This is a genomic window from Streptococcus mitis, assembly GCF_946188585.1.
In the GTDB taxonomy this organism is placed as follows: domain Bacteria; phylum Bacillota; class Bacilli; order Lactobacillales; family Streptococcaceae; genus Streptococcus; species Streptococcus mitis_DG.
In genome coordinates this window covers 26,977-42,384 of record NZ_CAMHVI010000005.1, presented here as the reverse complement: position 1 = coordinate 42,384, position 15,408 = coordinate 26,977, and the positions used below count along the sequence as shown (strand labels likewise).

General features: G+C 40.6%; 15 protein-coding genes and 1 tRNA gene. 15 read left to right on the top strand and 1 reads right to left on the bottom strand.

Going from position 1 to position 15,408, the window contains the following annotated elements; translation table 11 throughout:
• The first annotated feature begins 25 nt into the window (after window positions 1-25).
• The 10 genes from N8M66_RS07120 to N8M66_RS07075 all read left to right on the top strand — a co-directional run bounded on the left by N8M66_RS07120 (window position 26) and on the right by N8M66_RS07075 (window position 8,041).
• Entirely contained in the window at window positions 26-709 is a 684-nt protein-coding gene (locus tag N8M66_RS07120) for a Bax inhibitor-1/YccA family protein (RefSeq protein ID WP_049510787.1), read from the top strand.
• Window positions 710-819: 110 nt separating this feature from the next.
• Window positions 820-1,812 (top strand): aspartate--ammonia ligase, encoded by a 993-nt coding sequence (gene asnA / locus N8M66_RS07115; RefSeq protein ID WP_049510788.1) that lies wholly within the window; start codon window positions 820-822, stop codon window positions 1,810-1,812.
• 64 nt (window positions 1,813-1,876) lie between these two features.
• Entirely contained in the window at window positions 1,877-2,416 is a 540-nt protein-coding gene (rsmD, locus tag N8M66_RS07110) for a 16S rRNA (guanine(966)-N(2))-methyltransferase RsmD (protein WP_049510789.1), read from the top strand.
• Window positions 2,406-2,894, top strand: coding sequence for a pantetheine-phosphate adenylyltransferase (coaD, locus tag N8M66_RS07105; RefSeq protein WP_049510790.1), 489 nt, complete (start codon window positions 2,406-2,408; stop codon window positions 2,892-2,894). Before rsmD ends, coaD begins: the two co-directional genes overlap by 11 nt.
• Window positions 2,878-3,915, top strand: a complete 1,038-nt coding sequence (locus tag N8M66_RS07100; RefSeq protein WP_033688116.1) for a SepM family pheromone-processing serine protease — start codon at window positions 2,878-2,880, stop codon at window positions 3,913-3,915. The genes coaD and N8M66_RS07100 overlap by 17 nt, the downstream gene beginning before the upstream one ends.
• 57 nt (window positions 3,916-3,972) lie before the next feature.
• Window positions 3,973-4,203 (top strand): DUF1146 family protein, encoded by a 231-nt coding sequence (locus N8M66_RS07095; RefSeq protein WP_080975952.1) that lies wholly within the window; start codon window positions 3,973-3,975, stop codon window positions 4,201-4,203.
• A 23-nt stretch (window positions 4,204-4,226) separates the two neighbouring features.
• A complete protein-coding gene (murA, locus tag N8M66_RS07090; RefSeq protein ID WP_141230260.1) occupies window positions 4,227-5,510 on the top strand; it encodes a UDP-N-acetylglucosamine 1-carboxyvinyltransferase in 1,284 nt (427 codons plus the stop codon).
• Complete coding sequence (locus N8M66_RS07085; protein WP_070480259.1) at window positions 5,503-5,691, top strand: DNA-directed RNA polymerase subunit beta; 189 nt, start codon at window positions 5,503-5,505, stop codon at window positions 5,689-5,691. The genes murA and N8M66_RS07085 overlap by 8 nt, the downstream gene beginning before the upstream one ends.
• A gap of 38 nt (window positions 5,692-5,729) precedes the next feature.
• Window positions 5,730-6,554: a DNA-entry nuclease EndA gene (gene endA / locus N8M66_RS07080; RefSeq protein ID WP_042750033.1), complete on the top strand. Its 825-nt coding sequence runs from the start codon at window positions 5,730-5,732 to the stop codon at window positions 6,552-6,554.
• A gap of 155 nt (window positions 6,555-6,709) precedes the next feature.
• Window positions 6,710-8,041 carry a hemolysin family protein gene (locus N8M66_RS07075; protein ID WP_049551832.1) on the top strand — a complete coding sequence of 444 codons (1,332 nt, stop codon included), beginning with the start codon at window positions 6,710-6,712 and terminating at the stop codon, window positions 8,039-8,041.
• A 196-nt stretch (window positions 8,042-8,237) separates the two neighbouring features.
• On the opposite strand, the gene N8M66_RS07070 is transcribed toward N8M66_RS07075, so the two are convergent.
• Window positions 8,238-8,308: transfer RNA gene (locus tag N8M66_RS07070), tRNA-Cys, on the bottom strand.
• A gap of 161 nt (window positions 8,309-8,469) precedes the next feature.
• On the opposite strand from N8M66_RS07070, the gene N8M66_RS07065 reads away from it, so the two are divergent.
• The 5 genes from N8M66_RS07065 to N8M66_RS07045 all read left to right on the top strand — a co-directional run bounded on the left by N8M66_RS07065 (window position 8,470) and on the right by N8M66_RS07045 (window position 14,960).
• On the top strand, window positions 8,470-10,458 hold the full coding sequence (locus tag N8M66_RS07065) for a peptide ABC transporter substrate-binding protein (RefSeq protein ID WP_004260568.1): 1,989 nt from the start codon (window positions 8,470-8,472) through the stop codon (window positions 10,456-10,458).
• A gap of 66 nt (window positions 10,459-10,524) precedes the next feature.
• Window positions 10,525-12,021, top strand: a complete 1,497-nt coding sequence (locus tag N8M66_RS07060; RefSeq protein ID WP_000759916.1) for an ABC transporter permease — start codon at window positions 10,525-10,527, stop codon at window positions 12,019-12,021.
• On the top strand, window positions 12,021-12,947 hold the full coding sequence (oppC, locus tag N8M66_RS07055; protein ID WP_049510796.1) for an oligopeptide ABC transporter permease OppC: 927 nt from the start codon (window positions 12,021-12,023) through the stop codon (window positions 12,945-12,947). Before N8M66_RS07060 ends, oppC begins: the two co-directional genes overlap by 1 nt.
• An 8-nt stretch (window positions 12,948-12,955) precedes the next feature.
• A complete protein-coding gene (locus N8M66_RS07050) occupies window positions 12,956-14,023 on the top strand; it encodes an ABC transporter ATP-binding protein (protein WP_004260573.1) in 1,068 nt (355 codons plus the stop codon).
• A gap of 10 nt (window positions 14,024-14,033) precedes the next feature.
• Window positions 14,034-14,960 (top strand): ATP-binding cassette domain-containing protein, encoded by a 927-nt coding sequence (locus tag N8M66_RS07045; RefSeq protein ID WP_049541016.1) that lies wholly within the window; start codon window positions 14,034-14,036, stop codon window positions 14,958-14,960.
• The last annotated feature ends 448 nt before the right edge of the window (window positions 14,961-15,408 follow it).

Genomic DNA, 15,408 nt, shown 5'->3' with positions numbered 1-15,408 from the left:
AGATGTTCATAGAAAAGGAGAAAAGATGAATCACACTATTATTCACGACCGCGCAGGTCTCAATCAATTTTATGCTAAGGTTTATGCCTTTGTTGGTCTGGGGATCGGGCTATCCGCTTTAGTATCAGGTCTTATGTTGACCGTCTTTCAGTCTCAGTTGGTTTACTTTTTGATGCAGGGACGCCTCTGGTTGACCATTGCTACTTTTGCAGAGCTAGCTCTGGTCTTTGTTGCCAGCAGTATGGCTTCGAAGAATAGTCCAGCGGCTCTTCCAGTATTTTTACTTTACTCAGTATTAAACGGCTTTACCCTCAGTTTTGTGGTGGCCTTCTATACTCCAGGTACAGTTTTATCTGCCTTTGTATCAAGCGCCCTTCTCTTCTTTGTCATGGCGGCAGTCGGTATGTTCACCAAGAAAGATTTGAGTGGCCTTGGTCGGGCTATGATGGCGGCTCTTATCGGTTTGTTGATTGCTATGGTAGTCAATATTTTCTTGGCTAGCGGTTTCTTTGATTATATGATTAGCGTAGCCATGGTCTTGGTCTTCTCTGGTCTGATTGCTTGGGACAACCAAAGAATTCGCTATGCATATGAGCAATCACAAGGTCGTGTAGAGACAGGTTGGGTTGTGTCAATGGCTCTCAGTATCTATCTTGATTTTATCAATCTTTTCCTAAGTATTCTACGTATCTTCGGTCGCAATGACTAAAGGTCCCTAACATCAGTGTTCGAAGGAGCACTGATTTTTTTATATTTGGTCTTTTCTTTTCTTGGAAATAGGTGTATAATGCTTTTAATTAATTTTTTGAGGAGTAGTTTATGAAGAAAAGTTTTATCCATCAACAAGAAGAAATTTCCTTTGTCAAAAACACTTTTACCCAGTATTTGAAAGATAAGTTAGAAGTTGTCGAAGTTCAAGGTCCTATCTTGAGTAGGGTCGGCGACGGGATGCAGGACAACTTATCAGGTGTGGAGAATGCCGTATCGGTCAAGGTTCTCCAAATCCCTGATGCTACTTACGAAGTGGTGCACTCCCTTGCCAAATGGAAACGCCACACTTTGGCTCGTTTTGGTTTCGGTGAAGGTGAAGGTCTTTTCGTCCACATGAAGGCCCTTCGTCCAGACGAAGATTCGCTTGATGCGACCCACTCTGTTTATGTTGACCAGTGGGACTGGGAGAAGGTTATCCCAAATGGACAACGTAACATTGCCTACCTAAAAGAAACAGTTGAGAAGATTTATAAGGCTATTCGCCTGACTGAGCTAGCTGTTGAAGCCCGCTATGATATTGAGTCTGTCTTGCCAAAACAAATCACCTTTATCCACACAGAAGAGTTGGTAGAACGCTACCCAGACTTGACACCAAAAGAGCGTGAAAATGCTATTTGTAAAGAATTTGGAGCAGTCTTCTTGATCGGTATCGGTGGTGAATTACCAGACGGTAAACCGCACGATGGACGTGCACCAGACTACGATGACTGGACAAGTGAGTCTGAAAATGGCTATAAGGGTCTAAATGGTGATATTCTTGTTTGGAATGAGTCTTTAGGTGGAGCCTTTGAGTTGTCTTCTATGGGAATCCGTGTAGATGAAGAAACTCTTCGCCGTCAGGTTGCCATCACAGGTGATGAAGACCGTTTAGAATTGGAATGGCACAAGGCTTTGTTGAACGGCTTATTCCCATTGACAATCGGTGGAGGAATTGGACAATCTCGGATGGCCATGTTCCTACTTCGCAAGAAACACATCGGAGAAGTGCAAACAAGTGTTTGGCCTCAAGAAGTCCGCGATACTTACGAAAATATTTTGTAGAGAATCGAACCGCAAGGTTCGGTTTTCTTTCTCTTTTCGCTCATAATTTGGTATAATAAACGGTATGAAGATCGTATCAGGAATCTATGGGGGACGCCCCCTCAAGACACTAGAAGGCAAGACGACAAGACCTACTTCAGATAAGGTTAGGGGAGCCATTTTTAACATGATTGGTCCCTACTTTGAAGGTGGACGAGTCTTGGACCTTTATGCAGGTAGTGGTGCTTTATCTATCGAGGCAGTATCGCGTGGCATGTCCAGTGCTGTTTTGGTGGAGCGAGACCGTAAGGCTCAGGCTATCGTGGCTGAAAATATTCAGATGACCAAGGAAGTTGGGAAATTTCAACTCCTCAAGATGGATGCAGAAAGGGCATTGGAACAGGTATCTGGGGAATTTGACCTCATTTTCTTAGACCCTCCTTATGCCAAGGAACAAATCGTAGCAGATATTGAAAAAATGGCTGAGAAAGAGCTTTTTTCTGAAGATGTCATGGTCGTGTGTGAGACGGATAAGGCCGTCGAACTTCCAGAAGAAATTGCCTGCCTGGGCATCTGGAAGGAAAAGATTTATGGAATTAGTAAGGTGACAGTCTATGTCAGATAAGATTGGCTTATTCACAGGCTCATTTGATCCTATGACAAATGGGCATCTGGATATCATTGAACGGGCGAGCAAACTCTTTGATAAGCTCTACGTAGGTATTTTTTTTAATCCTCACAAACAAGGATTTCTCCCTATCGAAAATCGTAAACGGGGGTTAGAAGATGCTTTGAAACATTTGGGAAATGTTGAAGTCGTGTTTTCACATGATGAATTGGTGGTTGATGTCGCAAAAAGACTGGGGGCTACTTGTCTAGTGCGTGGTTTGAGGAATGCGTCGGATTTGCAATATGAAGCCAGTTTTGATTACTACAACCATCAGCTGTCTTCTAATATAGAGACCATTTATTTACATAGCCGACCTGAACATCTCTATATCAGTTCATCAGGTGTTAGAGAGCTTTTGAAGTTTGGTCAGGATATTACCTGCTATGTTCCCGAGAGTATTTTGGAGGAAATAAAAAATGAAAAAAAAGATTAGATGGCCCTTATATGTCATTGCGGCCTTGATTGTGACTTTCTTGGCATTTGTAGTGCCCTTGCCCTACTATATAGAAGTTCCAGGTGGTTCGGAAGATATTCGCCAAGTCCTTAAAGTAAATGACACAGAAGATAAGGAAGCTGGTGCCTATCAATTCGTTACGGTTGGTGTCCAACATGCCACTTTAGCCCATATGATTTATGCGTGGTTGACGCCTTTTACAGATATTCGTAGTGCCCAAGAGACTACAGGTGGCTCTTCCGATGTGGAATTTATGCGGATCAATCAATTCTACATGCAAACATCGCAAAATATGGCCAAATATCAAGGGTTAAAAACAGCTGGTAAGGATATTGAACTTAAATATCTCGGGGTTTATGTCTTGAATGTGACGGATAATTCGACCTTTAAAGGGATTCTCAACATCTCTGATACGGTCACAGCAGTCAATGATCAGACCTTCGACAGTTCCAAAGACTTGATTGATTACGTCAATTCTCAAAAATTAGGAGATTCTGTCAAGGTCACCTATGAAGAAGATGGGCAAACCAAGTCTGCAGAAGGAAAAATCATTACGCTAGAAAATGGCAAAAATGGAATTGGAATCGGCTTGATTGACCGTACGGAAGTGACCAGTGATATCCCAATTCGCTTTTCAACAGCTGGTATCGGTGGCCCAAGTGCTGGTCTCATGTTTAGTCTAGCTATCTATACTCAAATAGCTGACCCTGGTCTTCGTAATGGCCGTATTGTTGCCGGTACAGGTACCATTGACCGCGATGGTAATGTAGGGGACATTGGAGGTATTGATAAGAAAGTTGTAGCTTCGGCTAGAGAAGGTGCTGCTATTTTCTTTGCTCCTGATAACCCTGTTAGCGAAGAAGAACAAAAAGCGCATCCAGATGCGAAAAACAATTACCAGACAGCCCTAGAAGCTGCTAAAACAATCAAGACAGATATGAAAATCGTGCCAGTTAAAACCCTACAAGATGCGATTGATTACTTGAAAAACAATCCCTAGTTTTTGAGTGAAGTTTCCAAACTAGCGCACAAACAGAGAAGATGGTATAATAGTCAAATGGTTCAATTATTATTCACTCTAAGCAGTCACATGCTCTTTATTTATGTGAGTTTTTACCTTTTAAAGGATCTTGTTAGATGGGAAAAGGTTTTAAAAGTAACAGCTGAGAATACAAGAAAAGTTCGTTTACTAGTAGCCTTTTTCAGCATTGTAATGGGCTATATCATGAGTTCTTTCTTTATCAGCCTATATCAGTTGTGGCAAGAAGCGCTTAGAGGATTATTATAAAATCAAGAGTAAAGGAAATAAGTATGGAAAAAATTGTGGTTCAAGGTGGCGATAATCGTCTGGTAGGAAGTGTTACGATAGAAGGAGCAAAGAATGCAGTCTTGCCCTTGTTGGCTGCGACTATTCTAGCAAGTGAAGGAAAGACCGTCTTGCAGAATGTTCCTATTTTGTCAGATGTTTTCACTATGAATCAGGTGGTTCGTGGTTTGAATGCCAAGGTGGATTTTAATGAAGAAGCTCATCTTGTTGAGGTGGACGCGACTGGCGATATCACTGAGGAAGCTCCTTACAAGTATGTCAGCAAGATGCGTGCATCTATCGTTGTCTTGGGACCAATTCTTGCTCGTGTAGGTCATGCCAAGGTATCCATGCCAGGTGGTTGTACGATTGGTAGCCGTCCTATTGATCTTCATTTGAAAGGTCTGGAAGCCATGGGAGCTAAGATTAGTCAGACAGCTGGTTACATCGAAGCCAAGGCTGATCGCTTGCATGGCGCTCATATCTACATGGACTTCCCAAGTGTTGGTGCTACGCAGAACTTGATGATGGCAGCGACTCTAGCTGATGGGGTAACAGTGATTGAAAATGCTGCGCGTGAGCCTGAGATTGTTGACCTAGCCATTCTCCTCAATGAAATGGGAGCCAAGGTCAAAGGTGCTGGTACAGAGACCATTACCATTACCGGTGTTGAGAAACTTCATGGTACGACTCACAATGTAGTCCAAGACCGTATCGAAGCAGGAACCTTTATGGTAGCTGCTGCCATGACTGGTGGTGATGTCTTGATAAAAGACGCTGTCTGGGAGCACAACCGTCCCTTGATTGCCAAATTGCTTGAAATGGGAGTGGAAGTGACGGAGGAAACTGAAGGAATTCGAGTTCGTTCTCAACTAGAAAATCTAAAAGCTGTTCATGTGAAAACCTTGCCCCACCCAGGATTTCCAACAGATATGCAGGCTCAATTTACAGCCTTGATGACCGTCGCAAAAGGGGAATCAACTATGGTGGAGACAGTTTTTGAAAATCGTTTCCAACACTTAGAAGAAATGCGTCGCATGGGTTTACATTCTGAGATTATCCGTGATACAGCTCGTATTGTTGGTGGACAGCCTTTGCAGGGGGCAGAAGTTCTTTCAACTGACCTTCGTGCCAGTGCAGCCTTGATTTTGACAGGTTTGGTAGCACAAGGAGAAACTGTAGTTGGTAAATTGGTTCACTTGGATAGAGGTTACTACCGTTTCCATGAGAAGTTGGCGCAGCTAGGCGCTAAGATTCAGCGGATTGAGGCAAGTGATGAAGATGAATAAGAGATCAAGCTACGTAATCAAGCGTTTACTTTTAGTCATTTTGGTACTGTTTTTAGGTGCTCTAGCCTTAGGTATCGGCTTAATGGTAGGTTATGGAATCTTGGGCAAGGGTCAAGATCCATGGGCTATCCTGTCTCCAGCAAAATGGCAGGAATTGATTCATAAATTTACAGGAAATTAGGCTGGAGAACCAGTCTTTTTCTAGAGATAAGGAGAAAAATGGATAAAAAAACAAGACAGACACTGATCGGGCTGCTAGTGTTATTACTCTTATCTGCGGGAAGCTATTATATCAAGCAGATGCAGTCGACAGCTAATAGTCCTAAAACAAAGGTTAGTCAGAAAAAACAAGCGTCTGAAGCTCCTAGTCAAGCATTGGCAGAAAGTGTCTTAACAGATGCAGTCAAAAGCCAAATAAAAGGGAGTCTTGAGTGGAATGGATCAGGTGCTTTTATCGTCAATGGTAATAAAACAAATCTAGATGCCAAGGTTTCAAGTAAGCCCTACGCTGATAATAAAACAAAGACAGTGGGCAAGGAAACAGTGCCAACCGTAGCTAATGCCCTCTTGTCTAAGGCTACTCGCCAGTACAAGAATCGTGAAGAAACTGGGAATGGTTCGACTTCATGGACTCCTCCAGGCTGGCATCAGGTTAAGAATCTAAAGGGTACTTATACCCATGCGGTCGATAGAGGTCACTTGTTAGGCTATGCCTTAATCGGTGGCTTGGATGGTTTTGATGCCTCGACAAGCAATCCTAAAAACATTGCTGTTCAAACAGCCTGGGCAAATCAGGCACAGGCTGAAGATTCGACTGGTCAAAACTACTATGAAAGTATGGTACGTAAAGCCTTGGACCAAAACAAGCGTGTCCGTTACCGTGTAACCCTTTATTACGCTTCAAACGAGGACTTAGTTCCTTCAGCTTCACAGATTGAAGCCAAGTCTTCAGACGGAGAATTGGAATTTAATGTCCTAGTTCCCAATGTTCAAAAAGGGCTTCAACTGGATTACCGAACTGGAGAAGTAACGGTAACTCAGTAAAAGATAACATAAACTCCTATGTCACTTGTAGATGTAGGAGTTCTTCTTTTACTAGTTTCAGCAGGGCTAGAATAGGCACTAAGAAAAAAATAATATGTACTGGACTAGATTTTGTGATATAATAAAGGATAAGATACTATTTTAGGAGAAGAACTATGGAAGACCCAAGTAGTCAGAATTTGTTGCTACAATTTGTTTTGTTGTTTATCTTGACAGTGTTAAATGCTTTTTTCTCAGCCACAGAAATGGCCATGGTTTCACTTAACCGTGCGCGGGTGGAACAAAAGGCAGAAGAAGGAGATAAACGCTATATTCGTCTGCTGAAGGTGCTAGAAAATCCTAACCACTTTTTATCAACCATTCAAGTAGGGATTACCCTGATTACGATCTTATCAGGGGCGAGTTTGGCAGAAACTCTGGGACGAGAAATTGCATCTTGGCTTGGAAATGGCGAAACATCTTATGCCGTTGCAAGTTTTCTATCTTTAGCATTTTTGACTTATATTTCCATCGTTTTTGGGGAATTGTATCCTAAGAGAATCGCTCTTAATCTAAAGGATGCTTTGGCGATTCGTACAGCGCCAGTTATCATTGGGCTGGGGAAACTAGTTAGTCCCTTTGTTTGGCTCTTGTCTGCATCTACCAATCTCTTGAGTCGCTTGACTCCTATGACCTTTGACGATGCTGATGAAAAAATGACCCGTGATGAAATTGAGTACATGTTGACCAATAGTGAAGAAACACTAGATGCTGACGAAATTGAAATGTTACAAGGAATTTTTTCACTGGACGAATTAATGGCCAGAGAAGTCATGGTTCCTCGAACGGATGCCTTTATGGTCGATATTCAGGATAATAGTCAAACCATCATCCAAAGTATTTTAAAACAAAATTATTCTCGTATCCCTGTCTATGATGGAGACAAGGATAACGTGATTGGAATCATTCACACCAAGAGTCTCCTTAAGGCGGGCTTTGTGGACGGTTTTGATAATATTGTTTGGAAGAAAATCTTACAAGATCCACTTTTTGTTCCTGAAACTATTTTTGTGGATGACTTGTTAAAAGAACTGCGCAATACCCAAAGACAAATGGCAATCTTGCTAGATGAATACGGTGGGATGGCTGGTTTGGTGACCCTGGAAGACCTCTTAGAGGAAATCGTTGGGGAAATCGATGACGAAACAGATAAGGCTGAAATCGAAGTTCATAAAATTGGAGAAGATACTTATATTGTTCAAGGTACCATGAATCTCAATGATTTTAATGACTACTTTGATGTTGAACTGGAAAGTGATGACGTTGATACCATCGCTGGTTACTATTTGACAGGAGTGGGGACCATTCCAACGACTGAGAAACTCAGTTATGAATTAGTCAGCCAAAACAAACAGCTTATCCTAACCAATGATAAAGTGAAAAATGGACGTGTTACCAAGGTAAAAGTCCAAATTACCGAAGTCGAAATAGAAGAAGAAACAGAGTAAACTAGAGGCTTTTGTCACCAGGTGTGACAAAGCTTTTTTCAGTTGATTTCAAAAGGGAATTGAGTCCTCGAAAAACTCAGTCCCAACCTAGTCCCAAAAGTTTTTTAAGGTTATACGTATTTATTCGAGGAAAAAGAAAAAAGCCCTTTATATTGGGCTTTCTGTTTAAATGAAACTTGAAAAATCAAGTTATAGAAGGCGGTAGACGGATTTGAACCGACGATCAAGCTTTTGCAGAGCCGTGCCTTACCACTTGGCTATACCGCCTTAACGTTTATTATTATACCTTGAAAATGATTTTCAGTCAATAGCTTTTTCAGATTTTTTGTGTCAATAAGCCTAAATATTCTGAAAATTCGTTTACTTTTCTTGAAATCTATGATATAATTGATGATAACCTATACTTTATTTATAAGAGGAGTAAATAAATGAAAAAAAGTCAAGTGCTTGCTGTAGCGGGAGCTACCTTATTAACGTCAGGAGTTCTAGCTGCGTGTTCAAACACTAGTTCAAATAATGCTAAACTAGCAAAAGATTACCAATATGTTTATCAAACAGATCCAGAAACTTTGGATTATATCGTCAGCAATATCGATTCAACGTCATTCGTCACAACAAATGCAGTAGATGGTTTGTTGGCCAACGATAAATATGGTAATCTGGTTCCTTCTATCGCTGAATCATGGACAGTTTCAAAAGATGGTTTGACTTATACCTATAAAATCCGTAAGGATGCTAAATGGGTAACTGCAGAGGGAGAAGAATACGCTCCTGTAACTGCTAAAGACTTCGTTACTGGTTTGAAACACGCCGTAGATGGAAAATCAAAAGGACTTTCAATCGTTAGCTCTTCTATTAAGGGATTAGAAGCATATATCAAGGGTGAAACAAGTGATTTTTCAACCGTTGGAGTAAAAGCACTTGATGACCAAACACTAGAATATACCTTGAACCAGCCAGAAACTTTCTGGAATGACAAAACAACTAGTGGTGTTTTGATGCCAGTAAATGAAGAATTCTTAACTTCAAAAGGGGAAGGTTTTGGTGCCCCAACCGATGCTAACTCTATTCTTTATAACGGTCCATTTGTCTTGAAGTCTGTAACTCCAAAATCATCTATCGAGATGGCTAAAAATGACGCTTACTGGGACAAAGAAAATGTAAAAATTGAGAACGTTAAGTTCACTTTCTGGGATGGTAAGGACCAAGATGTCATTGCCAAAGGTTTTGCTGATGGTCAATATAGCAAGGCGCGTATCTTCCCTACAAGTTCTACATATGAAAAATATGCAGCTGACTTCAAAGATAACATTTACTTTAACGAACCAGGAGCGGGTGTTGCAACTGTCAGCTTGAACTATGGCCGTACAACCTATAACCACACTGCCAAAACAAGTGATGCTCAAAAGACATCTACTCAGAAAGCATTACTAAACAAGGAATTCCGTCAAGCCTTGAACTTTGCTGTCGATCGTAATTCTTACTCAGCTCAAACAAATGGTACTGATGGAGCTGCAGTAGCCATCCGTAATACATTTGCACCTTATAATCTTCAAGTTGGTAAGAAAACATTTGGTGAATTGGTACAAGATAGCTTGGCTAAGACAAATTCTTCTACTTGGTCAAACGTGTCTCTAGCAGATTCTCAAAATGGCCTTTACAATGAAGAAAAAGCTAAAGAAGTCTTTGCTAAAGCCAAATCAAGCCTACAAGCTGAAGGTGTTGAATTCCCAATCCACTTGGATGCCTTGGTTATCCAAGAATCAACAGCGGTTGTAAACCGTGTTCAATCATTGAAACAATCAATTGAAAAAGTATTGGGTTCAGATAATGTTGTTGTAGACTTGCAACAAATGACTCAAGCAGAGGCTTTACCAATTTCATTTAGCGCTCCAACAGCTAAAGAGCAAGACTGGGATATCCATACCTTGCTAGGATGGAACCCTGACTATCAAGATCCTTCTACTTTCTTGGATCAATTCGTCCTTAAGGGAGGAAGCACTCGCCTTTACCTTGGTATTGACCAAAACACAGATGCATCAGTAGTAAGCAAACTTGGTTTAGCTGACTATGGAAAATTACTTGATGACGCAAACAGCGAAAACCAAGATGTTCAAAAACGTTATGAAAAATACGCGGTGGCACAAGCTTGGTTGACTGATAATGCTTTGACAATTCCAGTAATGGCTTCTCCTAAAGAAACAGCCGTTTCATATGTTTCAAAAGTTCTACCATTTAGCTCTTCATATTCAGTAGCCGGCCTTAAAGGTGAAAATTCAGGATACTTGAAGTACACTGAAGTTGGTGAAAAAGCAATCACCAAAGAAGAGTATGAAAAAGCTCGTGAAAAATGGTTGAAAGAAAAGACTGAGTCAAACGAGAAAGCTCAAAAAGAATTGGCAAGTCATGTGAAGTAAATAATTTTCAATAGAACTTTCTCTCCATGAGGAGAAGGTTCTTTTGGGATTTTTAAAGGAAATGATATGAAAAAATATATTTTTATGCGTGTTTTGCGGTCCTTGGTTTCTATCTTCTTAGTAACAACCTTGACCTACACGATTATCTATACAATGGTTCCTCGAAAATTGATTTTCAAACAGGATACCAACTATAACAAGATTGCGACAACTGCTGATAAACGTGATAACTATGAGAATACTGTTTATGAGCGTATGGGCTATATCGAGTACTACGATACCAAAGAGTTGCAAGAAAAAGCTAGCCAGATGGATGCTTCTGTAACCGTTGAAGCCAATGACACCAACAAGGCTATCTATGAAAAATACATCAAACAAATTGGTCATGGTTGGACCTTAGGAGAATTTACTGAAAGTGGCCAATTCTACGCTACTCGTGAAATCCCGATTTTTGAACGTGTTTTCAAATTCTATGCTAACTTGATTGACATTGACCATACTAATAAAATTCAAGACCCTGAAAACCCAGACTTGAAACGTTACCTTCGTTTCGAAAATGATCCAGCTATCGGATGGTCATTGGTCGGTTCAGGTACCAAACACAAATATCTCTTGTACTTCAACAGTCAGTTCCCATTTGTGCATCAAAACTTTGTGAACATTAATTTGGGTGATTCATATCCAACCTATGCTAATAGCCCTGTTTTACAGGTTATTACTCAAGGACAAGGGCAAACAAAAACATCTCAAGTTCAGTTCCCAACAGGTAAGAAAACTTCTTCTGTAAATATTTACTCAAGAACCTACAAATCGCCTAGTCAAGCTGACTCTCGTGAAGTAGCCAACTACGGGAAAGATGATCCTTATACAGCTACGGAAAGCAATTACCAATATCCTTCTATGATTGCTAGCTCTGCAGTTGTCGGATTGATTGGTTTGGTGATTTCTTATGCGATTGCTGTGCCACTTGGTTCAGCTATGGCTCGCTTCAAGAACACATGGATTGATAGTTTCTCAACAGGGGCTTTGACCTTCTTGATGGCTCTTCCAACAATTGCCTTGGTTTATATCGTTCGTTTAGCTGGTTCTTCAATCGGCTTGCCAGATTCATTCCCTATCTTGGGTGCTGGAGATTGGCGTTCGTATGTTTTACCAGCAGTTATCCTTGGTTTGTTGGGTGCTCCTGGTACCGCTATTTGGATTCGTCGTTATATGATTGACTTGCAATCACAAGACTTTGTACGTTTTGCTCGTGCCAAAGGTTTGTCTGAAAAAGAAATTTCAAACAAACACATCTTTAAAAATGCCATGGTTCCGCTGGTTTCAGGAATTCCTGGTGCTGTTATCGGGGTTATCGGTGGTGCAACCCTTACTGAAACAGTCTTCGCTTTCCCAGGTATGGGTAAAATGTTGATTGACTCTGTAAAAGCATCTAATAACTCTATGGTCGTTGGTCTTGTCTTCATCTTTACATGTATTTCTATCTTCTCACTTCTTTTGGGAGATATTTGGATGACGATTATTGACCCACGTATTAAATTGACTGAGAAAGGAGGCAAATAATGTCTACAATCGATAAAGAAAAATTTCAGTTTGTAAAACGTGACGATTTTGCCTCTGAAGCCATTGATGCGCCAGCTTATTCATACTGGGGTTCAGTGTTTAGACAATTTATGAAGAAAAAATCAACTGTAGTCATGTTGGGAATCTTGGTAGCCATCATTTTGATGAGTTTCATCTACCCAATGTTTTCTAAGTTTGATTTCAATGATGTCAGCAAGGTAAATGACTTTAGTGCTCGTTATATCAAGCCAAATGCTCAGCATTGGTTCGGTACAGACAGTAACGGTAAATCTCTCTTTGACGGTGTCTGGTTCGGAGCTCGTAACTCTATCCTCATTTCTGTGATTGCGACAGTGATTAACTTGGTTATCGGTGTCTTTGTCGGTGGTATTTGGGGGATTTCAAAATCAGTTGACCGCGTGATGATGGAAGTTTATAACGTCATCTCAAACATCCCATCTCTTTTGATTGTCATTGTCTTGACTTACTCAATCGGAGCTGGATTCTGGAATCTGATTTTTGCCATGAGTGTAACAACATGGATTGGGATTGCCTTCATGATTCGTGTGCAAATCTTGCGTTATCGTGACTTGGAATACAACTTGGCGTCACGTACCTTGGGAACACCAACCTTGAAGATTGTTGCTAAAAACATCATGCCACAATTGGTATCTGTTATTGTGACAACCATGACTCAAATGCTTCCAAGCTTTATCTCATACGAAGCCTTCTTGTCTTTCTTCGGTCTTGGATTGCCGATTACAGTGCCAAGTTTGGGTCGTTTGATTTCAGATTATTCACAAAACGTAACAACCAATGCTTACTTGTTCTGGATTCCATTGACAACTCTTGTCTTGGTATCCTTATCCCTTTTCGTAGTTGGTCAAAACTTAGCGGATGCTAGTGATCCACGTACACATAGATAGGAGTAGAAATGACAAAAGAAAAAAATGTAATTTTGACTGCTCGCGATATTGTCGTGGAATTTGACGTTCGTGACAAAGTATTGACAGCCATTCGCGGCGTTTCCCTTGAACTAGTTGAAGGAGAAGTACTAGCCTTGGTAGGCGAGTCAGGATCAGGAAAATCTGTTTTGACAAAGACCTTCACAGGTATGCTCGAAGAAAATGGTCGTATTGCCCAAGGAAGCATTGACTACCGTGGTCAAGATTTGACAGCTCTATCTTCTCACAAGGATTGGGAACAAATTCGTGGTGCTAAGATTGCGACTATCTTCCAAGATCCAATGACTAGTTTGGACCCAATTAAAACAATTGGTAGTCAGATTACAGAAGTTATTGTAAAACACCAAGGAAAAACGCCTAAAGAAGCGAAAGAATTGGCAATTGACTACATGAATAAGGTTGGGATTCCAGAAGCAGATAGACGTTTTGATGAATACCCATTCCAATATTCTGGAGGAATGCGTCAACGTATCGTTATTGCAATTGCCCTTGCCTGTCGACCTGATGTCTTGATCTGTGATGAGCCAACGACTGCCTTGGATGTGACCATCCAAGCACAGATTATTGATTTGCTAAAATCTTTACAAAACGAGTACCATTTCACAACAATCTTTATCACCCACGACCTTGGTGTGGTGGCAAGTATTGCGGATAAGGTAGCGGTTATGTATGCAGGAGAAATCGTTGAGTATGGAACTGTTGAGGAAGTCTTCTATGACCCTCGCCATCCATATACATGGAGTCTCTTGTCTAGCTTGCCTCAGCTTGCTGATGATAAAGGGGATCTTTACTCAATCCCAGGAACACCTCCGTCACTTTATACTGACTTGAAAGGGGATGCCTTTGCCTTGCGTTCAGACTATGCAATGCAGATTGACTTCGAACAAAAAGCTCCTCAATTCTCAGTATCAGAGACGCATTGGGCTAAAACTTGGCTTCTTCATGAGGATGCTCCAAAAGTAGAAAAACCAGCTGTGATTGCAAATCTCCACGATAAAATCCGTGAAAAAATGGGATTTGCCCATCTGGCTGACTAGGAGGAAGGAAATGTCTGAAAAATTAGTAGAAATCAAAGATTTAGAAATTTCCTTCGGTGAAGGAAGTAAGAAGTTTGTCGCGGTTAAAAATGCTAACTTCTTTATCAACAAGGGAGAAACTTTTTCGCTTGTAGGTGAGTCAGGAAGTGGGAAAACAACTATTGGTCGTGCCATCATCGGTCTTAATGATACAAGTAATGGGGATATCATTTTTGATGGTCAAAAGATTAATGGTAAGAAATCGCGTGAACAAGCTGCGGAATTGATTCGTCGAATCCAGATGATTTTCCAAGACCCTGCAGCAAGTTTGAATGAACGTGCTACTGTTGATTATATTATTTCTGAAGGTCTTTACAATCATCATCTGTTCAAGGATGAAGAAGAACGTAAAGAGAAAGTTCAAAATATTATCCGTGAAGTAGGTCTTCTTGCTGAGCACTTGACTCGTTACCCTCATGAATTCTCAGGTGGTCAACGTCAACGTATCGGTATTGCCCGTGCCTTGGTTATGCAACCAGACTTTGTTATTGCGGATGAGCCCATTTCAGCCTTGGACGTTTCTGTTCGTGCTCAAGTCTTAAACTTGCTCAAAAAATTCCAAAAAGAACTTGGCTTGACCTATCTCTTTATCGCCCATGACTTGTCGGTTGTTCGTTTTATTTCAGATCGTATCGCGGTTATTTACAAGGGTGTTATTGTAGAGGTTGCAGAAACAGAAGAATTGTTTAACAATCCAATTCATCCATATACTCAAGCCTTGCTTTCAGCGGTACCGATTCCAGACCCAATCTTGGAACGCAAGAAAGTCTTGAAGGTTTACGACCCAAGTCAACACGACTATGAGACTGATAAGCCATCTATGGTAGAAATCCGTCCAGGTCACTATGTTTGGGCTAACCAAGCCGAATTGGCACGTTATCAAAAAGGACTAAACTAATAATGGTTTTATAATTTCCATGTCAATTTTTATGGAAATTATAAACCCTTTTTTGTTGGACTGATTTGAAAAGCTTTGAAAGCTCCCTGAAAGAATTTTCGAAAAATTTTAAAAAATTCTGAAATATTCTTGACAGCTGATAAAAAAGGTGGTAAGATAGGAAACATCAAAAAAGAAAGCAGAAAAAGAAATGAATAAGAGACAAGCTGTAACGATGAATCAAAACTTTTACTTTAGCTACTTTAGATAGTGTTTGTAGACATGTCACCATGGATGCAAACAGTTCAAGCAATTTGTTTGTATCTATGTGGCTAAGATTTTTGATTGTGGTCCATATAGATGAATATCTAAATGGACTAGCAAAGTTATAACTTGTTAGATTATTTCAAGCATCCGTTTAGATAGTATCTAGGCGGTTTTTTATTTTATCTTTTCTGAGAAGGAGTTT